The sequence below is a fragment of the Streptomyces sp. NPDC000075 genome (assembly GCF_040301925.1).
Taxonomy (GTDB): domain Bacteria; phylum Actinomycetota; class Actinomycetes; order Streptomycetales; family Streptomycetaceae; genus Streptomyces; species Streptomyces polychromogenes.
Genome location: NZ_JBEPFL010000016.1, coordinates 146,175 through 167,252, shown reverse-complemented (window position 1 = coordinate 167,252; position 21,078 = coordinate 146,175). Strand labels below are relative to the sequence as shown.

The 21,078-nt window shown below is 73.3% G+C and carries 18 protein-coding genes and 1 tRNA gene; 8 read left to right on the top strand and 11 right to left on the bottom strand.

Annotated elements, in window-relative coordinates; translation table 11 throughout:
* Positions 1 to 76: 76 nt before the first annotated feature.
* Positions 77 to 499: an arsenate reductase ArsC gene (locus ABT403_RS20400; protein WP_344166685.1), complete on the bottom strand. Its 423-nt coding sequence runs from the start codon at positions 497 to 499 to the stop codon at positions 77 to 79.
* A 19-nt stretch (positions 500 to 518) separates the two neighbouring features.
* Positions 519 to 650 carry a hypothetical protein gene (locus tag ABT403_RS20395; RefSeq protein ID WP_344166683.1) on the bottom strand — a complete coding sequence of 44 codons (132 nt, stop codon included), beginning with the start codon at positions 648 to 650 and terminating at the stop codon, positions 519 to 521.
* 391 nt (positions 651 to 1,041) lie between these two features.
* Here ABT403_RS20395 and ABT403_RS20390 point away from each other — a divergent pair, with 391 nt between their 5' ends.
* Positions 1,042 to 2,118, top strand: a complete 1,077-nt coding sequence (locus ABT403_RS20390; RefSeq protein WP_344166681.1) for a serine-rich family protein — start codon at positions 1,042 to 1,044, stop codon at positions 2,116 to 2,118.
* 64 nt (positions 2,119 to 2,182) lie between these two features.
* A complete protein-coding gene (locus ABT403_RS20385) occupies positions 2,183 to 3,274 on the top strand; it encodes a hypothetical protein (RefSeq protein ID WP_344166679.1) in 1,092 nt (363 codons plus the stop codon).
* A 149-nt stretch (positions 3,275 to 3,423) separates the two neighbouring features.
* Here the strand turns inward: ABT403_RS20385 and ABT403_RS20380 are convergent, their stop codons facing one another.
* The gene (locus ABT403_RS20380) at positions 3,424 to 4,923 is read right to left on the bottom strand and encodes a PucR family transcriptional regulator (protein ID WP_344166677.1); all 1,500 of its coding nucleotides are present in this window, start codon (positions 4,921 to 4,923) and stop codon (positions 3,424 to 3,426) included.
* A 251-nt stretch (positions 4,924 to 5,174) separates the two neighbouring features.
* Between ABT403_RS20380 and ABT403_RS20375 the strand changes: the two genes are divergently transcribed.
* Both ABT403_RS20375 and ABT403_RS20370 read left to right on the top strand, forming a co-directional pair.
* Positions 5,175 to 5,999 (top strand): FAD binding domain-containing protein, encoded by an 825-nt coding sequence (locus tag ABT403_RS20375; RefSeq protein WP_344166675.1) that lies wholly within the window; start codon positions 5,175 to 5,177, stop codon positions 5,997 to 5,999.
* Positions 5,996 to 8,770 (top strand): molybdopterin-dependent oxidoreductase, encoded by a 2,775-nt coding sequence (locus tag ABT403_RS20370; protein WP_344166673.1) that lies wholly within the window; start codon positions 5,996 to 5,998, stop codon positions 8,768 to 8,770. Before ABT403_RS20375 ends, ABT403_RS20370 begins: the two co-directional genes overlap by 4 nt.
* Before the next feature lie 111 nt (positions 8,771 to 8,881).
* Here ABT403_RS20370 and ABT403_RS20365 read toward each other — a convergent pair.
* Positions 8,882 to 8,958, bottom strand: a tRNA-Pro gene (locus ABT403_RS20365).
* 93 nt (positions 8,959 to 9,051) lie between these two features.
* Here ABT403_RS20365 and ABT403_RS20360 point away from each other — a divergent pair.
* Complete coding sequence (locus ABT403_RS20360) at positions 9,052 to 9,561, top strand: DUF309 domain-containing protein (RefSeq protein ID WP_425580300.1); 510 nt, start codon at positions 9,052 to 9,054, stop codon at positions 9,559 to 9,561.
* On the opposite strand, the gene ABT403_RS20355 is transcribed toward ABT403_RS20360, so the two are convergent.
* The 4 genes from ABT403_RS20355 to ABT403_RS20340 are packed head-to-tail and all read right to left on the bottom strand — an operon-like array spanning position 9,541 to position 12,794.
* Positions 9,541 to 9,936 carry a VOC family protein gene (locus ABT403_RS20355; protein ID WP_344166669.1) on the bottom strand — a complete coding sequence of 132 codons (396 nt, stop codon included), beginning with the start codon at positions 9,934 to 9,936 and terminating at the stop codon, positions 9,541 to 9,543. The genes ABT403_RS20360 and ABT403_RS20355 overlap by 21 nt on opposite strands.
* A 4-nt stretch (positions 9,937 to 9,940) precedes the next feature.
* The gene (locus ABT403_RS20350; protein ID WP_344166667.1) at positions 9,941 to 10,567 is read right to left on the bottom strand and encodes a LutC/YkgG family protein; all 627 of its coding nucleotides are present in this window, start codon (positions 10,565 to 10,567) and stop codon (positions 9,941 to 9,943) included.
* Positions 10,564 to 12,042: a lactate utilization protein B gene (locus ABT403_RS20345; protein ID WP_344166665.1), complete on the bottom strand. Its 1,479-nt coding sequence runs from the start codon at positions 12,040 to 12,042 to the stop codon at positions 10,564 to 10,566. Before ABT403_RS20345 ends, ABT403_RS20350 begins: the two co-directional genes overlap by 4 nt.
* Positions 12,039 to 12,794 (bottom strand): (Fe-S)-binding protein, encoded by a 756-nt coding sequence (locus tag ABT403_RS20340; RefSeq protein ID WP_344166663.1) that lies wholly within the window; start codon positions 12,792 to 12,794, stop codon positions 12,039 to 12,041. The genes ABT403_RS20345 and ABT403_RS20340 overlap by 4 nt, the downstream gene beginning before the upstream one ends.
* Positions 12,795 to 12,812: 18 nt before the next feature.
* Between ABT403_RS20340 and cobF the strand changes: the two genes are divergently transcribed.
* The gene (gene cobF / locus ABT403_RS20335) at positions 12,813 to 13,565 is read left to right on the top strand and encodes a precorrin-6A synthase (deacetylating) (RefSeq protein WP_344166661.1); all 753 of its coding nucleotides are present in this window, start codon (positions 12,813 to 12,815) and stop codon (positions 13,563 to 13,565) included.
* 22 nt (positions 13,566 to 13,587) lie between these two features.
* On the opposite strand, the gene ABT403_RS20330 is transcribed toward cobF, so the two are convergent.
* On the bottom strand, positions 13,588 to 14,730 hold the full coding sequence (locus ABT403_RS20330; RefSeq protein WP_344166659.1) for an aminotransferase class V-fold PLP-dependent enzyme: 1,143 nt from the start codon (positions 14,728 to 14,730) through the stop codon (positions 13,588 to 13,590).
* Positions 14,731 to 14,999: 269 nt separating this feature from the next.
* Positions 15,000 to 16,562: a glycoside hydrolase family 71 protein gene (locus ABT403_RS20325; protein WP_344166657.1), complete on the bottom strand. Its 1,563-nt coding sequence runs from the start codon at positions 16,560 to 16,562 to the stop codon at positions 15,000 to 15,002.
* A gap of 161 nt (positions 16,563 to 16,723) precedes the next feature.
* On the opposite strand from ABT403_RS20325, the gene ABT403_RS20320 reads away from it, so the two are divergent.
* Positions 16,724 to 18,061: a DUF2254 domain-containing protein gene (locus ABT403_RS20320; RefSeq protein WP_344166655.1), complete on the top strand. Its 1,338-nt coding sequence runs from the start codon at positions 16,724 to 16,726 to the stop codon at positions 18,059 to 18,061.
* A gap of 121 nt (positions 18,062 to 18,182) precedes the next feature.
* Positions 18,183 to 18,659, top strand: a complete 477-nt coding sequence (locus tag ABT403_RS20315; protein WP_344166653.1) for a hypothetical protein — start codon at positions 18,183 to 18,185, stop codon at positions 18,657 to 18,659.
* Between the two features lie 80 nt (positions 18,660 to 18,739).
* Here the strand turns inward: ABT403_RS20315 and ABT403_RS20310 are convergent, their stop codons facing one another.
* The gene (locus ABT403_RS20310; RefSeq protein ID WP_344166651.1) at positions 18,740 to 20,959 is read right to left on the bottom strand and encodes an NADP-dependent isocitrate dehydrogenase; all 2,220 of its coding nucleotides are present in this window, start codon (positions 20,957 to 20,959) and stop codon (positions 18,740 to 18,742) included.
* Positions 20,960 to 21,078 lie beyond the last annotated feature (119 nt).

The following is a 21,078-nucleotide window of genomic DNA, read 5'->3' as shown; positions in this document are numbered from 1 at the left end:
GCCGGCGCCGGAGCCGCCCTCGGCGGCGTTCGGCCGCCTGGCCTGAAGTGGGTGAAGAGCGGCCTGACTTGGACGGTCATCCGGTGACGGGGATCCCGAGTTCGTCGAGCAGTCCGCGGACGCGCCGCTCGATCTGGTCGCGGATGGGCCGGACGGCGGCGACGCCCTGCCCGGCGGGGTCGTCGAGGGTCCAGTCGAGGTAGCGCTTGCCGGGAAAGTAGGGGCAGGCGTCGCCGCAGCCCATGGTGATCACGACGTCGGACGCCTGGACGGCCTCCACGGTCAGCACCTTGGGCGTCTCGGCGGAAATGTCGATGCCGGCCTCCGCCATGGCCTCGACCACGGCCGGGTTGACGGCGGCGGCCGGGGCGGAACCGGCGGAGCGGACCTCGACGCGGCCCTGGCCGAGGTGGGTGAGGAAGGCCGCGCCCATCTGCGAGCGGCCGGCGTTGTGCACGCAGACGAACAGCACGGACGGGCGGGCGGGGGACGGGTTCACAGCAGGAGGCTCCAGAGGTTCAGCGGGCGGCGGTGACGGCGGACGGGCCGATGGCACCGCCAAGCTGGGCGGCGACGAACGCGGGGACGGAGGCGGGTGCGGTTCCGCGGTCTCCGGCGACGGCCTCTCCCAGGTGCGTGGCGGCGTTCACCGGCGCAGCGTACTGGTTCGCCTCCTCCACCAACCCCACCGTCACCAGCCCATCCCACCACTCCCCCGAACAGCGGCCCACCGAACACGCATCTGCTACTTGAAAGTACAAAATCGCTAGGTAGATGCGCGGATAGATGACTGCTAGAGTCCGCATGCGCTGCTCGGGACAGGGTGGCGAGATGGCCGGTCCGGACCCCGGATCTGCCCTGAGCGGCGTACATCCGCGAGGCAGCCGGCCGTTGTGATGCCGTGGCAATTCCGCACCGACGACGCCCGCGCGCCCCTTCCGCTCCGTGCCGCCCATGCCGCCCATGCCGCCCATGCCGCCTTCGAGGCCCATCGCCCGCGCACCGCCCCTCGCTTGTCACCCGTCAGATGGGGAGATCCACATGACCGCAGGACCTCTGCGCCGTTTCGTCACCGGCAGGACGCTGGTACTCGGCGCCGTTCTCGCCTTGGCAGTGCCGGGAACCGCCCACGCCAACACCGTGGGCGTGACCGTGAAGACCCCGGGGGCCACCAGCGGCCCCGCCTCCGCCAACTCCGAGATATCGACCCACGGCGACTGTTCCAACGGCCTCGTCTCCGGCGGCGGGCTCAACCAGGCCATCGGCACCGGGGCGAGCGTGAACGGCAACCACGTCAACGGCACCTCGCCCAGCTCCAACGGCACCGCCGAATACACCGGCTCCACCGGTGTCGTCGGCACCGACGTCACGCACTGGCTCGGCATCGGGGGAAGCGGGGGCCAGGTCAACGCCTCCTTCTCCACCACCCCTTACGCCATGTGCCTCACCAGCAACCTGATCAACCACACCCAGGTCGTCATGAACAAGGCCAACACCCCCACCACCGGGGCGACCGCCGGCCTCGTCACGGCGACCTGCCCGGCCAACACCCGCCTGCTCGGGGGCGGCGCCCGCACCACCCCGGGCAACACGGGCAGCCTGAAGACGATCGCGAGCTTCCCCACCTTCAACGACTCCGCGCACGCCTTCGGCGCGAAGGCGGCGGCGGACGGAGAGACCAACCCGGACTCCTGGTCGGCGGCCGGCTGGGACTCCGGCGCCAACAGCGGCGACTACACCTACGCCTACGCCATCTGCACCGGCAGCGGCATCAGTGTCAGCGGCGCCACGGTGAAGGTCCGCTACACCGAGGTGAGCGGCCCGACCACCGGCAGCACCGGCCAGACGGCGACCGTGGGCTGCGGCCAGGGCGACGGGAACCTGGTCAGCGGCGGCGCCGCGATCAGCGGGGGCAGCGTGACCACGACCGGCTTCACCGGCCCGGGCTCGGGCGGCGACCACCTCAACGGAAGCTTCCCCAGCACCTCCGGCGGGGGCGCGGTCGGCGACGGGACCACGACGGCGGCGTACTGGACGGCCTCCGCCCACACCGGCGGCCAGTCCTCCCCCGGCACCCACACCGACGCCTGGGCCCTGTGCGCCAACGACGGCGTCTGAGGAAGCCGTTCCCGACCGCCCGCCTGACAGCGGCCACGCGCACGAACACCAGAGAGAGAATCCCATGAGCATGCAACTCCGGCGGGGCTCCGCCACCGGCAAGGCCCTGTTCCTGGCCGCCCTGCTGACCGTGGCGGTGCCGGGAGCCGCGTACGCCAGGACCGCCGACGTCACCGTCGTCACCCCCGGGCCCACCATGGGCCCCCCGACCCCCTTCACCGGTGTCACCTCGCACGCCGACTGCCCCGACGGCCTCGTCTCCGGCGGCGGCGCCGACCAGGCCATCGGCAGCGACGAGATGTCCAACGGCAACCACGTGATGGGCATGGCCCCCAGCGCCGACGGCGCCACCGAATACACCGACACCCCCGGGATCGTCGGCACCGACGCCAGCCACTGGATGGCGTTCGGCGGAAGCGGCAGCCGCAGCAGCGACGCCTTCTCCACCACCCCGTACGCGATCTGCCTGCACAGCAACCTGATCCGGCACACCCAGGTCGTCATGAACAAGGCCCAGGGGCCGACCAGCGGGCTGTCGTCCAGGCTCGTGACGGCGACCTGCCCGGCCGGCACCGTCCTGATCGGCGGCGGCGCGCGCACCACCCCGGCCAGTGTCGGCAGCCTCAAGCCGATCGCGAGCTTTCCCACCTTCGCCGACGCCGAGCACCACTTCGGCTCGATCGCGGCGGGCGACGGCGAGCACGACCCCGACTCCTGGACGGCGGTCGGCGGCATCGGCGGCGGCCGCGGCGCGGACAACATGACCTACGCCTACGCCATCTGCGGCACCGACGACATCGTCCTCAAGCACGTCTCCACGACGGTCCACTTCACCGAGGTCATCGGCCCCGACACGGCCTCCACGGGACAGACCGCGACGACGGGCTGCTCCCGCGAGGACGGGCAGCTGGTCAGCGGCGGCGCCGCGATCAGCGGCGGCAACGTCACCACGACCGACTTCAGCAAGGCGACCTCGGGCGGCCCCCACCTCAACGGCAGCTTCCCCAGCGACGCCGCCGGCACCCCGGCCGGCGGCGTGGGCGCCGACCCGTCGTACTGGACGGCAGCCACCCACAGCGGCGGTTCGCCCTCCCAGGGCAGCTACTCCGACGTCTGGGCGCTCTGCCTGGACGTGCGGCACGGGCACAAGCGGTAACGCGACGGCTTCCCCCAGGCGGACCCTCACGCACCAGGAGGGTCCGCCCGCACGCGTGGCCGAGGAGGCTCCGGACGACCCCGCGAAGTCGCCACGCCGGTGCGGCCGTCGCGCGGGCCGACGACGTCATCGCGCCCGGGGTGACCACGTCAACGGCACAGCAGCGCCGCACGGAGGTCGAGGCGGTGGTCGAGCCGGGAGAGGTCCAGGCCCGTGAGGACCTCGATGCGCTGGATGCGGTAGTGCACCGTGTTGACGTGCAGGTGGAGGGATTCGCTCGTACGCGCCCAGGAGCCGTTGTGGGCGAGGAACGTCTCCAGCGTTTCCCGCAGCATGGCGGCCGAGGCGCCGTCCTCTGTGGCGAGGGGCCCCAGTACCCGCGCGCTGAAGGCTCCGCGCACTTCACGCGGAAGACCGGTGAGGAGCCGGGCGAGCGTGGTGAAGCCGCCGGTGTCGGTCACCTCCGAGCGGTCGGGGGAGGTGCTGCGGGCCGAGTCCAGACCGTAGCGGGCTTCGCGCACGGCCCCCTCGAGACCGTCGGACGCGGCGACCCGGGAACTGATGCCGGCGTGCAGGAGCGTGGTCGGATCGCAGGCGTGCAGGAGCGGCCAGACCGACTCCAGTGTGCTGCGGGCGGACGGCCCGGATACGACGGCCACGGCGCCCTCGTTCGATTCCGCGACGACGTGCGCCTCCCCTTGGTGGGCGAGGGCCTCGGCGAGCACGGCGACGGCTCGCCCCGGACCGCCCGCACTCGTGCCGGCGGCGACCACGTGGAACGGGCCCTCGTCCGGGAGGCCGCAGGAGCGCAGCAGCTCCGCGACGGCCACCGGATCGGCCGGGGAGGCGCCGAGCAGCCGCACCAGCTCGGCGGACCGCTCGTCCGCCGGGTTCGCGCGCGCCCGCTCGCGGCACTCGGCCAGCACGCCCGCGAGTTCGTACAGGACGCGCAGGGGTACGTCGGTAGCGTCCGTCACGTTGAGGTACCAGCGGTCGTAGGGGGACGCCTCTCCCTCGATCGGTATGGTCACGCCGACCCCGCCCCTGATGTGCTCGGCCGCCTGGCGGGGCGCCAGAACCGGCGTCCCCGGCGTGCGGGCGACGATGCGGCCCGTGGCGGTGAGGACGCTGCACGCCGCGGGTCCGAGCCGCGTGAAGGCCGCGTTCAGGAGCTCCTCCGGTCCGGCCCCCTCGGTGAGCAGGCGTTGCAACCGGGTGCGCACGGCGGCGGGGAGGGCGTGGTGTGCGGTGGGACGCCGGCTGAGCTGGCCCCACTGCCGGAGGTAGAAGGCGTCCGTGATGGTACGGAAGCTGACCTCCGCCGGTACCGCGATGAGCGGGATCTCGTGGTTCATACAGGCGACGACGATGTCCTCGGGCACCGCCCCGTGCGTCTCCTCCCCCGCCAGCAGGGCGGCCGTCCCGGCCCCGCTGAGCGAGGAGACGAACTGCTCGGCCTTGCGGCGGCCGCCGTCGGCCGACCACCACACGAGCCCGCTGAGCACGATCTCGCCCGGTTGCAGGAAGCGCATCGGGTCCTCGAGGTCCGTGGCGGTCAGCCCGCTGATCTCCCTGCGCAGCAGCGGGTCCTCCGCCCACAGCAGCCGCAGTCTGAGGTCCTCGTCCTGGAGGAGTTGTCCGACGTGCATGTTCCAGCCTCCTTGCGTGGCGACGGACAGGAAATCCGCCGATCCGCATTCACCAGGATGATGCGGCTCCAGGCATCGTAAATGCCATGCTGACGGCCGGAAACACCGGCACCAGCGATGCGAGCGCACTGGTCGATCAACCAGGAGGACGCTGACGGCCCCGGTGTTTTCCGTGTGCGGCTCCAGTCGTTTCCGGCCATCCCGGCGACTTCACTGAAGGGGACGAGAAGGTCGCGAACGGGGGGTGGGTCATGGATCTCAACACGGTGCTGGACGTGCGGGACGCGCGTCGACGCGAGCCGTGGCGGCCGGGTGACGCGTGGCTCGGCGGGGGCACGTACCTGTTCTCCGAGCCGCAGCCGCGGATCCGGCGGCTGGTGGACCTGAGCCGGATGGGCTGGGAGCCGCTGACCCGGCTGCCCGACGGCTCGCTGGAGATCGCCGCCACCTGCACCATCGCGCAGCTCTCCCGGTACGGACGGCGCCTCGCGGAGCCGGCGGGGCCGCTGTTCGAGCAGTGCTGCCGTGCCTTCCTCGCCTCCTTCAAGATCTGGAACATGGCGACCGTCGGCGGGAACCTCTGCAACGCGCTGCCGGCCGGACCGATGATCTCTCTGGCCTCGGCCCTGGACGGGACGTGCCTGCTCCGGTCGCAGGACGGCGCCACGCGTCGCGTGAAGGCGGCCGGCTTCGTCCTCGGCGCGGGGCGCAAGGACCTGGCCGACGGGGAGCTGCTGCGTTCGGTGACCCTGCCCGCGTCGGGCCTCGCCTGCCGTACGGCCTTCCGCCAGGCGTCTCTCTACGGCCTGGGGCGGTCCGGCGTGCTGATCATCGGCACGCTCGACCCGCGGGACGGCTCTCTCGCGATCACCATCACGGCGGCCACGACCCGCCCGTTCCGCCTGTGGTTCCCGCTGCCCCCGCAGCCGGACGGCCTGAGGGACGCCATCCGCTCCGCCGTCGCCGACGGCGAGTGGTTCGACGACATCCACGGACTGCCCGAGTGGCGGCGGCACATGACGCTGCGCTTCGCCGAGGAGATCCGCCGCGAACTGACCCAGGACGGTGCCCGATGACCTTCCGTACGCACATCAACCATCAGCCCGCCGATACCGCACCCCGTGCGGGCCAGTGCCTGCGCACCTACCTGCGCGAGCAGGGCTGGTTCGGCGTGAAGAAGGGCTGCGACGCCGGCGACTGCGGGGCATGTACGGTGCACGTGGACGGCGAGCCCGTCCACAGCTGCCTGTACCCCGCCTTCCGCGCCGAGGGCCGCAGCGTGACCACGGTCGAGGGGCTGGCCCGCCCCGACGGGGAACTCCATCCCGTCCAGCAGAGGTTCCTCGACGCCCAGGGCTTCCAGTGCGGCTTCTGCACCGCCGGGTTCCTGATGACCACCGCCGCCCTGGAGGCGGAGCGCGGCACCGAGCAGGACGACGGCAAGCTCGACGACCTGCCCCGGGCCTTCAAGGGCAACATCTGCCGGTGCACCGGCTACCGGGCGATCGAGGACGCCGTCCGGGGCGTCCGGCACACCGAACGGCCGTGCGCGGGCCAGGCGGTGGGCCGCAGTCCCGGCGCCCCGGCCGGCCCCCAGGTCGTCACGGGCACCGCCCGCTACACCTTCGACGTCGACGTCCCCGGGCTGCTGCACATGAAGCTGCTGCGCTCCCCGCATCCGCACGCCCGGATCGTGTCCATCGACACGGCCGACGCCCTGCGCGTGCCCGGCGTCCACGCCGTCCTCACCCACGAGGACGCCCCGGCCACGCTCTACTCCACCGCCCGGCACGAGCACCCCACCGAGGACCCGGACGACACCCGGGTGCTGGACGACGTCGTCCGCCACGTCGGCCAGCGCGTGGCCGCGGTCGTGGCCGACAGCGAGCGGGCCGCCGAGGAGGGCTGCCGGCTCGTCCGGGTCGTCTACGAGGAACTCCCGTACGTCACCGACCCGGAGGAGGCCATGCGGCCGGGCGCCCCCGCCCTGCACGGCGACAAGGGCCCCGAGTCGCGGATAGCCCGGGCCGAGAACAACGTCGCCGGAGAGGTACACGGCGAGATCGGCTGTGTGGCGGACGGCTTCGCCGAGGCGGCCGTGGTCTACGAGGAGACCTTCCGGACCCAGCGGGTGCAGCACGCGAGCCTGGAAACCCACGGCAGCGTGGCCTACTTCGAGCCGAAGGAGGACGGGACCGGCGAGCGGCTCACCGTACGCTCCTCCACCCAGGCCCCCTTCCTCACCCGCCGTGCCCTGTGCGCGCTGTACGGGCTGCCGGAGGACGGGGTACGCGTGGTGGCGGGCCGGGTCGGCGGCGGTTTCGGCGGCAAGCAGGAGATGCTGACCGAGGACATCGTCGCCCTCGCCGCGCTGAAACTGCGCCGCCCGGTCAAGCTGGAGTACACGCGGGCCGAGCAGTTCCACGGCGCCACCACCCGGCACCCGTTCACCATCGGCATCAAGCTCGGCGCCCGCGCCGACGGCACCCTGACCGCCGTCCGGATGCGTGTGGTCGCCAACACCGGCGCGTACGGGAACCACGGCCCCGCCGTGATGTTCCACAGCGTCGGTGAGTCCTTCGCCGTCTACCGCGCCCCGCACAAAAAGGTCGACGCGTACTCCGTCTACACCAACTGCGTCCCGGCCGGCGCCTTCCGCGGCTACGGACTGGGCCAGGTCACCTTCGCCGTGGAATCGGCCATGGACGAACTGGCCCGCCGCCTCGGGATGGACCCGCTGGTTCTCCGCGAGAAGAACATCATCGGCGCCGGTGATCACATGGTCAGCCCCATCGGCGAGGAGGAGGACCTGCACATCGCCTCCTACGGACTCGACCAGTGCCTCGGCGTGGTCCGCCGGGCCCTCGCCGAGGACACCAGCGCCGAGGAGGCCCCGGAAGGCTGGCTCACCGGCCAGGGCGCCGCCATGGCGATGATCGCGACCGGTCCGCCCGGCGGGCACTACGCCGACGCGCGGGTCTCTCTGCTGGAGGACGGCACGTACGACGTCGCCGTGGGCACCGCCGAGTTCGGCAACGGCACCACCACCGTCCACCAGCAGATCACCGCCGGCGCCCTGAACACCACCGAGGACCGGATCCGCATCCGGCAGTCCGACACGGACGTCGTCCGGCACGACACCGGCGCCTTCGCCTCCGCCGGCACGGTCGTCGCGGGCAAGGCCGTGCTCCTCGCCGCGACGTCCCTGGCCGAGCGGCTGAAGACCCTGGCCGCCCGCCACACCGGCGTCGCCCGGCACCTGTGCGCGCCGGGCGCCGAGGCCTTCGACTGCGCGGGCCGGGTGGTCACCCTCAAGGAGCTGTACGAGGCCGCGCACGCCCACGGCGCCGAGGAGGAGCTGGCGGCCGACGGCCACTGGGGTGGCTCCCCGCGCTCCGTCGCCTTCAACGCCCAGTGGTTCCGCGTCGCCGTCGACCCCGGCACGGGCGAGATCCGCATCCTGCGCAGCGTGCACGCCGCCGACGCGGGCAAGGTCATGAACCCCGTGCAGTGCCGGGGCCAGGTCGAGGGCGGCGTCGCCCAGGCACTCGGGGCCACGCTCTTCGAGAACGTACGCGTCGACGGGCGCGGCGAGGTCACCACCGCCGCCTTCCGCCGGTACCGCCTCCCGCAGTACGCCGACGTCCCCCGTACGGAGGTCCACTTCATGGAAACCTCCGACGCCATCGGGCCGCTGGGCGCCAAGTCGATGAGCGAGAGCCCCTTCAACCCGGTCGCCCCGGCCTTGGCCAACGCCCTGCGCGATGCCACCGGGATCCGCTTCACCGAACTGCCGGTGACCCGCGACCGCATGTGGCTCGCCCTCGACCACGGCAGAGCCGTCTGATCAGACACCGTCGGGCGACCTGCGGGCCGGACGTTCGACCACCATGGCCCCGGACGCGCGAAAGGCCGCCCTCTCACGGATGAGAGAACGGCCTCCGACCTGCATAGAGCATGGTCGGGACGACAGGATTTGAACCTGCGACCCCTTGACCCCCAGTCAAGTGCGCTACCAAGCTGCGCCACGTCCCGTTGTACTGCTTGTGTCCCTGCGACCTGGGGTTTCCCCTCGTGCGCCGGGCACACGCAGAACATTACCGCACGTTGAGGGGTGCGCGTGCACCGGTGAGGGGGGCGGGGGAGGATGGGGCGGTGGACGGTCGGGAGCGGGATCGGGATGGTGCGGGGCGGGCGCGGAGTGCGCGGCCGCGGGACGGGCTGGGGCGGCCCCTGGCCTATGGGGCCGAGGGCGTGGCGCGGCAGCCCGAGGGGGTCGTGCGGTCGCCGCGTGAGACGGTCGTGGAGGCGCAGCGGCTGCTGGACGCCGGGATGCCGTTCCACGCGCACGAGGTGTTCGAGGACGCCTGGAAGTCCGGGCCGGCGGCGGACGCCGCCCTGTGGCGGGGGCTGGCGCAGCTGGCCGTGGGGCTGACGCACGCCGCGCGCGGGAACGCCCTCGGCGGGGCGCGGCTGCTGCGGCGCGGGGCGGCTTCGCTGGGCGGGGTGGAGCGTGCGTACGGGGTGGACCTGCCGGGGCTGGTCCGGTGGGCCGGGGAGCTGGGCCACCGGGTCGAGGCCGGGGGTGCGGTGGACGCGGCCCGTGAGGCGCCGAGACTAGGCGGAGGCGGGCTCTAGCAGGTCCCAGCGGTTTCCGTAGAGGTCCTCGAAGACGGCGACGGAGCCGTACGGCTCGTGGCGCGGCTCCTCCAGGAAGCGGACGCCTTCGGCGGTCATGCGGGCGTGGTCGGCGGCGAAGTCGGCGGTGTAGAGGAAGAAGCCGACCCGGCCGCCGGTCTGGTCGCCGACGCGGGCGCGCTGGGCGTCGTCCTTGGCGCGGGCCAGCAGCAGGGCGGACTCCCGGGCGCCGGGCGGGCGGACGACGACCCAGCGGGAGCCGTCCGGCCGGGGGGTGTCCTCGGCGAGTTCGAAGCCGAGGGCGCGGGTGTAGAAGTCGATGGCCTCGTCGTAGTCGTGGACCACGAGGGCGGTCAGGGCGATGTGGGATGGCATGCGGCTATTGTGCGCCGAGGAGGACGACGTCCAGGGTGCGGGGGCCGTGTACGCCCTCCACCCGGTCGAGTTCGATGTCGCTGGTGGCGGACGGGCCGGAGATCCAGGTCAGCGGGCGGGCCGGGTCGAGGCGTTCGAGGGCCTGCGGGACGGAGTCGACGACCTGCCCGGGGACGCGGACCACGCAGACGTGATGGTCCGGGATGAGGGTGATGCGGCGCCGGCCCTGGTCGGGGCCTCCGTCGAGGACGATCGTGCCGGTCTCGGCGATGGCCAGGGCGCAGCCGGTGACGACGCTGTCGACCCGGTCGAGCTCGTGCGGGGTGGACCGGGACCGGTCGTGGACGCGGGTCGCGGCCGAGGCCGCGAGCCAGTGCGGGGGCAGGGCCGGGGGGACGAGGACCGTGCGGGAGGCGGAGAGCAGCCGTGCCAGGAGCGGCGCGATGCCGTCCTCGTCCGTGCGGTGGACCCGTGCCCGGTACTCCGTCAGGTGGGCGGCGAGGAGGTCCGCCGTCTCGGCGGGGGTGCGGGTGCCGTGGACGCGGAGGTAGTCCCGGGGGACGGGGTCCGCGGCCGGGGCGCCCGAGGTGGCGCGGCGGATACGGGCCAGGATGCGGTCCCTCGTGGTCATGTGCGGGTCCCCCGTTCGCGGAGCCACCAGTCGCGGAAGGGTTCCGCCGGGAGGTCGGGAAGTTCGCGGGTGTCGGTCCAGGCGCGGCCCGGGCCCGGGAGGCGGCGGGGGCGCAGGCGGCGGGCACGGGCCAGCAGGCGTTCGCCCGCGCGCAGGGCGCCGGGGTGGTCGAGGAGGAGCCGGGCGGCGCGCATGGCGGCCCGTTCGGCGGTGTGGCCGTGCGCGGGGCGCAGTCGTACGCGGACCCCCTCGCGGGTCACGGGGCCGCCCTGGACGACGCGTTCGCGCAGGTGGACCAGGATCTCGGGGATGTCGATGGCGACGGGGCAGACCTCGTAGCAGGCCCCGCACAGGGTGGAGGCGTAGGGCAGGGTGGCGTCGACCGGGCTCGCGGTGCCGCGCAGTTGGGGGCTGAGGACGGCGCCGATGGGGCCGGGGTAGACGGATCCGTAGGCGTGGCCGCCGGCGCGTTCGTAGACGGGGCAGACGTTGAGGCAGGCGGAGCAGCGGATGCAGCGCAGGGCCTGGCGGCCGGTCTCGTCGGCGAGGGTGTCGGTGCGGCCGTTGTCCAGGAGGACGAGGTGGAAGGCGGACGGGCCGTCGCCGTCGAGGGTGCCGGTCCACATGGTGGTGTACGGGTTCATCCGCTCGGCCGTGGAGGAGCGCGGCAGGGTCTGGAGGAAGATCTCCAGGTCGCGGAAGGTGGGGACGACCTTCTCGATGCCGACGACCGAGATCAGGGTGTCGGGGAGGGTCAGGCACATCCGGCCGTTGCCCTCGGATTCGAGGACGACCATCGTGCCGGTCTCGGCGACCATGAAGTTGGCGCCGGAGACGGCGACTTCGGCGCGCAGGAACTTCTCCCGCAGGTGCAGGCGGGCGGCTTCGGCGAGTTCGCGCGGGTCGTCGCCGAGGTCCTCGGGGGCGGGGCGCCCCCAGCGGCCCATCTCGGAGCGGAAGACGTCGCGGATCTCGTCGCGGTTGCGGTGGATGGCGGGGACGAGGATGTGGGAGGGCCGGTCGTGGCCGAGCTGGACGATGAGTTCGGCGAGGTCGGTCTCGTAGGCGGCGATCCCGGCGGCCTCCAGGGCCTCGTTGAGGCCGGTCTCCTGGGTGGCCATCGACTTGACCTTGACGACCTCGCGTGCGCCGGTGGCCAGGACGAGGGCGGTGACGATCCGGTTGGCCTCCTCGGCGTCGGCCGCCCAGTGGACGGTGCCGCCCGCCGCGGTGACGGCGGCCTCCAGCTGGAGGAGGTAGCGGTCGAGGTGGCGCAGGGTGTGGTCCTTGACGGCCTTGCCGGCCGCGCGCAGCTGCTCCCAGTCGGCGAGTTCGGTGACCGCGCGGGCCCTCTTGTCGCGGATGGTGTGGGTGGCGCGGCGCAGGTTGGCGCGCAGGACCTCGTCCCGTACGGCCTCCTTCGCCGCCTCGGGGAAGGGCGGGAAGGCGGGCATGCCCAGCGGCGTGGGCGTCATGGCAGCGGGTCCTCCTCGGTCGACGCCAGGATCTCGGCGAGGTGCAGGGTCCGCAGCGGGGAGCCGGCGCGGCGCAGGGTGCCGTCGAGGTGGGCGAGGCAGGAGTTGTCGGCCCCGCACAGCACCTCGGCGCCCGTGGCGCGGGCGGCGGCGGTCTTGTCGGCCGCCATGGCGGCCGACACGTCCGGGTTCTTCACGGCGAAGGTGCCGCCGAAGCCGCAGCACTCCTCGGCGCCGGGCAGCTCGACGAGTTCCAGGCCCTTGACGGCGGCCAGCAGCCGCCGGGGGCGCTCGCCCAGGCCCAGGGTGCGCAGGCCGTGGCAGGAGGGGTGGTAGGTGACGGTGTGCGGGAAGTACGCGCCGACGTCGGTCACTCCGAGCACGTCCACGAGGAACTCGGTGAGCTCGTACACGCGCGGTACGAGGTCCTCCGCGAGCCGTTCCAGTCCGCTCCCCCGCCCCTCCCGGGCGGCCTGGCGGGCGATGCGCGGGTAGTGGGCGCGGATCATCGCGGCGCAGGAGCCGGAGGGGGTGACCACGTGGTCGTGGCCGGCGAAGGCCTCGGCCGTGCGGCGCAGCAGCGGTTCGCTCTCGCGCCGGTAGCCGGTGTTGTACTGCGGCTGGCCGCAGCAGCTCTGGGCCGCCGGGAAGTCCACGTCGACGCCGAGCCGCTCCAGGAGGCGGACGACGGCGATGCCCGTACGGGGGTAGAGGGCGTCGTTGACGCAGGTGACGAACAGGGCGACACGCATGGTGGGCACAATAGCCCGGTGAAGAAGTTCTCAGTGATCGGTATAGGCGCGGGCGACCCGGACCACCTGACCCTCCAGGCGGTCAAGGCGATCGGCGCGGCGGACGCATTCCTCATCCTGGAGAAGGGGGAGGAGAAGGCGGACCTGACGGGGCTGCGGCGCGCCATGCTGGAGGCGCACGCCCGGCCCGGCCACCGGCTGGTGGAGGGCCGCGACCCGGACCGCGACCGGACTCCGGCGGAGTACGCCCCGACCGTGGACGGCTGGCGCAGCGCCCGGGCCGAGATCTTCGAGCGGTTCATCGCCGAGGACCTCGCGGACGGTGAGACCGGGGCCTTCCTGGTGTGGGGCGACCCCTCCCTGTACGACTCCACGCTCGCGATCCTCGACGAGGTGCTGGAGCACGGGCGCGTGGCGTTCGAGCACGAGGTGGTGCCCGGCATCAGCAGCGTGTCGGCGCTGCTGGCGCGGCACCGCACCAACCTCAACCGGGTGGGGCGCCCGGTCCAGATCACCACGGGCCGGCGGCTGGCGGAGGGCTGGCCGCAGGACGTGGACGACGTGGTGGTGATGCTGGACGCGCGGCACGCGTTCACCGCCCACCTCGACCAGGACCTGTTCATCTACTGGGGCGCGTACGTGGGCACCCCGGACGAGATCCTGGTGTCGGGGAAGCTGTCGGAGGTGTCCGGCCGCATCGAGGAGCTGCGGACCGAGGCCCGGGCCCGCAAGGGCTGGATCATGGACACCTATCTGCTGCGGCGCCCCTGAGGCCCCGGAGCCGGCCGGCGGATCACCGCAGGAAGGCGGGCAGGGCCGCGGCGAGGCGTTCGTACTCCTCGGCCCGGTTGTAGACCTGCCCGCAGACCCGCAGCCCGCCGCCGCCCTCGCGGGGCCAGACCAGGACCCGGATGCGGAGCTTCGCGGCGAGTTCCTCGCGCAGGGCGGTGGCCGCCTCGCGGGTCTCGGCGACGCCGGGCGGCAGCAGCAGGGAGCGCAGGGCCAGGCCCGGGGTGTGCGGCAGCGGGGTGAGGCCGGGGATCCGGGCGAGCAGCCCGGCGCCGTAGCCGGCCAGCGCGCTGTTGTGCTCCCGGACCCGGTCGGCGCCGAGCCGCTCCAGGAGGTCGAGGCCCTCGGGGGCGGCCAGCCAGCCGGTGTAGTCGAAGGTGGCGCGGTACTCGACGGAGAGCGGGAAGCCCTGGTGGTCCTCCCATGAGGGGCTGAGGGAGCGGACCCGGGCGCGGTGGGCGGGGGCCACGGCGAGGAGGGCGCTGCCGGAGGGGGCGTACCCCCATTTGTGCAGGTTCCCGAACCAGAAGTCGGCGCCGGCGGCGACCGGCTCGGCCAGCATGCCGGGGGTGTGGGCGCCGTCGACGACGGTGGTGATCCCGCGCGCGGCGAGGTCGGCCAGGAGCCGGGGGCCGGCGATGAGGCGGGCGGTGGGCGAGCTGACGTGGTCGAGGACGGCCACCTTGGTGCGGGGGGTGATCCCGGCGAGGACGGCCTCGCGGACGGCGTCCTCGTCGGGGAGGAGCGGGTCCAGGGCCACGGTGACCAGCTTGGCCCGGCGGGCGGCGGCGTCGACGACGGTGCCGTAGCCGTGGTCGGTGACCAGGATCTCGTCGCCCTCGGCGAGGGGGATCGCGTCGAGGGCGAGGTTGGCGCCCTCGGTGGCGTTGGAGATGAACGCGAGGCCGTCCGGGTCCGCTCCCAGGCGCGCCGCGATCCGGCCCCGGGCGGCGGTGAGCCGTTCGGAGACCCCGTTGAAGAAGGCGTCGGGGTCGGCGTGGGCCTGGGTGCGCAGGGCCTCCTGGGCTTCCTGGACGGGCAGCGGGACCGCCCCGTAGGAGCCGTGGTTGAGGTGCGCGACGGCGGGGTCCAGCCGGAAGAGGGCGGGGCCGCCGGGGAAGGCGGAGGGGGCGGTCGGTTCGGTCACGGATGCCTCCGGGTCGGGGACGGGCGGGCGTGCCTGACCTCGGGGGCCGGCTCCGGCAGCATGCGGCGGGTCCGGGGTGCGGCGAAAGGGCCGCTTGGGCGGGATTGGCCTGGCAGGGGATGCGCCGCGCCCGATTTCGGCGTCTGTGCGCGGATGCCTCCGCCCGTTCCGCCCCCGGCCCGGCCCGGCTGCCGGGCATGGGCGCCCGGGCCCGGTACGGCGGGCACCGCTCCCCCGCCCGGCGTCCCGGCTCGACGCCCCGCCCGCCGCTAGCGGGGGCGGCCGCTCGTGGCCGCGTAGTACTGGAGGTCCTGCACCGGCACCGTGCGGTCCGCCGGGTACGGGAGTTCCACCTCCGCCACCGCCCTGCCGTCGCGCACCAGCCGGGCGGAGCTGATGCCCGGTCCCAGCGGGAGCAGCCGCGAGTGGAGCCCGGCCGGGGCCCCGTACTCCCCCGTGGTGCGGCCGACGGCGGTGCGGACGGTGCCGGGGGCCGTCAGGAAGCTGAGCACCTCCACCGTGTCCCGGGCGGCGGCGCTGCCCTGGCGCAGGGACATCAGCCGGGACTGGGCGCCGGTCGGGCCGGCGTCCGCGAACTGGGTGCGGCCGGTGAGGTACAGGGTGTCGCGGACGATGCGCGGCCACGCTCCGGTCTTGAAGCGGGTCAGGTAGTACGAACTGAGGTCGAGGTAGGCGTGGCCGTTGTGCAGGGACGGCGCGAACTGGCTGCCCTCGGAGTAGTCGTTCCAGGTGGTCAGCTGGACCCAGTCGGCGCCGTCGTCGATGGCGTGGTTCCAAGTGGCGCGCAGGGTCGCGGTGTTGCCGGCCTCGTCGTAGATCCCCTGGTTGGGGCGGGCGTCCTGGACGGACACGGGCTGCATCCAGATCTTCCCCAGGCCGTGGGCCCGGCGGACGTCGGCGGTGGCCCCCTCCTGGCCGGCGTAGCTGCGGCTGCCCCACTCGGAGAACCCGTGGCTGATCGGGGCGAAGGCGGCGGCGTGGGCGTCGAGGTCGAGGAAGAGCGGGACGAAGGCGGTCCGGACGCCGTGCCGGGCGGCGAGGTCGTCGATGACCCGGCTCCACCAGCCGGGCTCCTTCTGTTCGGCCTTGAACGGGGAGAGGACGAGGCGGCCGTCGCCGAGCCGGTGGGCGGCGGGGTACCGGGCGAGGGCGGCGACGGCGTCGGCGAGCACGGCGGGGTCGTCGGTGTCGAGCGCGGTCATGTCGGGCATCAGCATGATCCGGAAGGCGGGGTCCACCGCGTGGGCCGCCTTCAGCAGCAGTTCGGCCCGCTCCCGGTTCTTGCCGGTGAGGGAGAGCAGGTCGAGGGTGAAGCCGTCGATGCCGGCGTCGCGCGCGGTGCGCACCTCCTGCCGGAGGTTGGCGTACTCCCAGTCGCCGTCCTTGGGCGGGACGGGCAGCGGGCGGTCGCGCAGCAGGCCGCCGTACTGGCGGTGCTTGCCGCCCTCGCCGTCGGGGTCGAGGTAGCCGCGGGTGTAGTAGTCGCTCTCGGCGGGCGCGTTGTCCAGGGAGAGCGGGTACGGGGTGAAGTAGTGGGCGAACACCAGCTTCCGGCCTGCCTCGCCGGAGCGCAGCGCGGCCGGAGCGGGGAGGTCGAAGGGGAGGGCTCCGGCGGGGCGGACGGCGCCGTCGGGGGCGGCGGCCGGATCGGCGGCGCCGGCCCGGAAGGGGTCCCAGGCGACGCCGGCGGCGGCGCAGGCGCCGGCCAGGAGCAGGACGCACAGCAGCAGCGCCGGTAACGGCCTCCCGCGTGGGCGCCGGTGGGTGGAGGCCGCGCGCACGCGCCCGTCGGTCCGCCGCTCGGCCGTCATCGTCGATCCCCTCCCCTGGGCCCGCCCCCGCCGGGGGCTGCACAGCAGTAGAGCCGATGTCCGGGCCGCGGACAACCGTTCGCCGGGCCGGGGCGCGGCGCGTACCGCACGGGGATCGCCGCAACCGTGAAGACCGCTTTGCCCGGGCTAATTTGGCGTTCATGCCGATGACCGTGGTGCGGCGCCGCCGAGGGATGCTCCCGAAGCTGCGCAAACGCATGCGCAACTCCTTCCTGTTCGTTCCGTTCGCGGGTCTGCTGATCGGCTGGCTGCTGGCCACGGTCGTGGTCCAGGCCGACTCCCTCATCCACGACCTCGACGCCCGCTGGGCCGATGTGGACCTTTCCGACCAGTGGTTCCTGCGTACGGCGGCGGACTTTGGGTCGGCGGCGAAGACGGCGGTCGCCGCGGTCAGCTCGGCGATGCTGACGTTCATCGGCGTGGTCTTCTCGATCACCCTGGTCGCGCTCCAGATGGCGGCGGGCCAGTTCTCGCCCCGGGTGCTGCGCATCTACGTGGAGAGCGGGGTCACGAAACTGACCCTGGGGACGTTCCTGTGCACCTTCCTGTACACGCTGCGGGTGCAGAAGGAGTACGGCTCCTCGACGGACGGCTCCGACACGGTCGTGCCCTACCTGGGTGCCTCGCTCGCCATGGGCTTCCTGCTGCTCAGTCTCGCCCTGTTCGTCGTCTACGTGCACTCCACCATCCGGCTGATGCGGGTCACGTACGTCATGGACCGGGTGTGCGGGGAGAGCCTGCGGCTGATCCGCGACAGCGCCCGTCCCGCGCGCGGCGGGGACGGCGGCCCCGGGGAGCGGGGCGCGGAGCCGGGCGGCACGCCGGTGGCGCACGTCTGGCGGCCCGGTGTGCTCCAGGCCGTGGACGTGCCCCGGCTGGTGGCGCTCGCCGTGCGGGAGGGGCTGGTCCTGCACCTGGTCCCCCGGATCGGGGACTACCTCGTGCCGTACACCCCGCTGTTCCGGGTCGCGGGCGGGGCGGCGCCCTCCGACGCGGACCTCCAGGCGGCCCTGGAGCTGGGGGTGGAGCGGACCACCGAGCAGGACCTGGCCTTCGGGATCCGCCAGCTCGCCGACATCGCCTCGCGCGCCCTGTCCCCGTCGGTCAACGACCCGACGACGGCGGTGCAGGCCCTGGACCGGATCCAGGTGCTGCTGACCGCCTTCGCGGGGCAGCCCCTGGGGCGGGCGTACCACCGGGACGCGCGGGGCGCGGTGCGGCTGGTGGAGACCCTGCCGAGCTGGCCGGAGCTGCTGGACCTGGCCCTGACGGAGGTCCGGGACTATGGGATCGGCTCGGCGCAGATCACCCGGCGCATCGCGGCCTGCCTGGACGACCTGGAGCGGCTCGCCCCGCCCGAGCGGCGCGAGCCCGTACGGCGCCACCGGGACCTCCTCGAAGAGGCCGTCCACATCACGGCGGCGACCCCGCAGCGCGCGGCGTTCGCCCTCCAGCCGGACCGGCAGGGCATCGGCTGAACCGCACGGCTGCGGAATGCGACATTCCCCTGGTCATATGTGTGAAGTGGCGCATAATCGTCGACACGCGGCTCGAACGATCCCTGCTGCCGCACCGGTCACGCATGCAATGGGGGGCATCGTGATGATGGGGGAAACCGGACCGGCCCGAGCGGCCGGGACGGCCGGGACGCTGCCGGCCACGTCCGCGGAACTGTCGGTCCTGCTCACCGCCGTCCGGCGGGGCCGGGTCCTGACCGTCACGGGCCGCTTCCGCGCACCGCGCGCCCTGCTGGTGCGGGACATCGCGCGCCGTATCTCGTCCAATTTCTGCGACGGCGCCGCCGTGGTCTCCCTCCGGGGGGACGGCGGCGTGCGCGACCTCGTGGCCGCGCTGGGCTGCGTGCCCGGCATGCCCTTCCTGCCCTGCGGGACCGCGAACGCCGCCTCCTGGCTCGCCGAGCGGGACATGCTGCTGGTGCTGGACGACAGCGACCGGCTCTCCCCCGAGGCGCTGGCGTGGCTGCGGCGGCTGCTCGCCGTCGCTCCGGGCCTGCGCATCCTGGCGGCGGGCCGCCACCCCCTGGCCGTCGGCCAGGGCCGGGTCCACCGCCTCTGATCCGGACACGGGTACGGGTCCGCCCCGGCCGGCGTGTGCCGGCCGGGGCGGACCCGTACCACCGCTGTGGGCCCCGGGCGTCAGCCCAGGATCGTGAGCGCCTGGTTCAGCGTCGCGGACGGACGCATGACGGCCGCGGCCTTGGCCGGGTCGGGCTGGTAGTAGCCGCCGATGTCGGCCGGGGAGCCCTGGACGGCGATGAGCTCGGAGACGATGGTCTCCTCCTGCTCGGCCAGCGTCTTGGCCAGCGGCGCGAAGGCCTCGGCCAGCTGGGCGTCGTCGCTCTGGCCGGCCAGCTCCTGCGCCCAGTACAGGGCGAGGTAGAAGTGGCTGCCGCGGTTGTCGATGCCGCCGAGGCGACGGGTCGGCGACTTGTCCTCGTTGAGGAAGGTGCCGGTGGCGCGGTCGAGGGTGTCGGCCAGCACCTGGGCGCGGGCGTTGCCCGTGGTGGTGGCGAGGTGCTCGAAGGAGGCGGCCAGCGCGAAGAACTCGCCGAGCGAGTCCCAGCGCAGGTAGTTCTCCTTGACCAGCTGCTGGACGTGCTTGGGGGCGGAGCCGCCGGCGCCCGTCTCGAAGAGGCCACCGCCCGCCATCAGCGGGACGACCGACAGCATCTTGGCGCTGGTGCCCAGCTCCAGGATCGGGAAGAGGTCGGTCAGGTAGTCGCGGAGCACGTTGCCGGTCACCGAGATGGTGTCCTCGCCGCGGCGGATGCGCTCCAGGGAGAACTTGGTGGCCTCGACCGGGGAGAGGATCTCGATGGTCAGACCGTCGGTGTCGTGCTCGGCCAGGTACGTCTTGACCTTGGCGATCAGCTGCGCGTCGTGGGCGCGGGTCTCGTCGAGCCAGAACACGGCCGGGGCGCCGGTGGCGCGGGCGCGGGTGACGGCGAGCTTGACCCAGTCCTGGATCGGCAGGTCCTTGGTCTGGCAGGCGCGGAAGATGTCGCCGGCGGCGACCTCCTGCTCCAGGAGCGCGTTGCCCGCGGCGTCGACGACGCGGACGGTGCCCGCGGCGGCGATCTCGAAGGTCTTGTCGTGGCTGCCGTACTCCTCGGCCTTCTGGGCCATGAGGCCGACGTTCGGCACCGAGCCCATGGTGGCCGGGTCGAACGCGCCGTGGGCGCGGCAGTCCTCGACGACGGCCTGGTAGACGCCGGCGTAGCTGCTGTCCGGGAGGACGGCGAGGGTGTCGGCCTCGGCGCCGTCCGGGCCCCACATGTGGCCGGAGGTGCGGATCATGGCCGGCATCGAGGCGTCGACGATGACGTCGGACGGCACGTGCAGGTTGGTGATGCCCTTGTCGGAGTCGACCATCGCGAGGGCCGGGCCCTCGGCGATCTCGGCGTCGATGGAGGCCTTGATCGCGTCGCCGTCGGGCAGGGCGCCCAGGCCGTTCAGGATGGTGCCGAGGCCGTCGTTCGGGGAGAGGCCGGCGGCGGCCAGGGTCTCGCCGTAGCGGGCGAAGGTCTTCGGGAGGAAGGCGCGGACCACGTGGCCGAAGACGATCGGGTCGGAGACCTTCATCATCGTGGCCTTGAGGTGCACGGAGAACAGGACGTCCTCGGCCTTGGCGCGCTCGATCTGGTCGTTGAGGAAGGTGCGCAGCGCGTCGACGTGCATGACGGACGCGTCGACGACCTCGCCGGCCAGGACCGGTACGGACTCGCGCAGCACGGTGACGGCGCCGTCGGCGGCGACGTGCTCGATGCGCAGGGTGCCCGCCTCGGCGATGACGGTGGACTTCTCGGTGGAGCGGAAGTCGTCGGCGCCCATGGTGGCGACGTTGGTCTTCGACTCGGGGGTCCAGGCGCCCATGCGGTGCGGGTGGGCCTTGGCGTAGTTCTTCACCGAGGCGGGGGCGCGGCGGTCGGAGTTGCCCTCGCGCAGGACCGGGTTGACGGCGCTGCCCTTGATCTTGTCGTAGCGGGCGCGGACGTCGCGCTCCTCGTCCGACTTCGGGTCGTCCGGGTAGTCCGGAAGGGCGTAGCCCTGGCCCTGGAGCTCGGCGATCGCGGCCTTCAGCTGCGGGATCGAGGCCGAGACGTTGGGCAGCTTGATGATGTTGGCCTCGGGGGTCTTCGCCAGCTCGCCGAGCTCGGCGAGGGCGTCGGCGATGCGCTGCCCCTCCTCGAGGTACTCGGGGAACACGGCGATGATCCGACCGGCCAGGGAGATGTCACGGGTCTCGACATTCACACCGGCCGTCGACGCGTAGGCCTGGATCACAGGCAGGAAGGAATACGTCGCGAGGGCCGGGGCCTCGTCAGTGTGCGTGTAGATGATGGTCGAGTCAGTCACCGGATGCTCCGCTCCACAGTCTGCGTCTCTCGTCTGCAACATTGCTCGACATCAAGATATCTCGTGATCGGCCCGGTCAGGACAGCCCCCTGCCGCAACCCGGGGGAGACGCGCGTCAC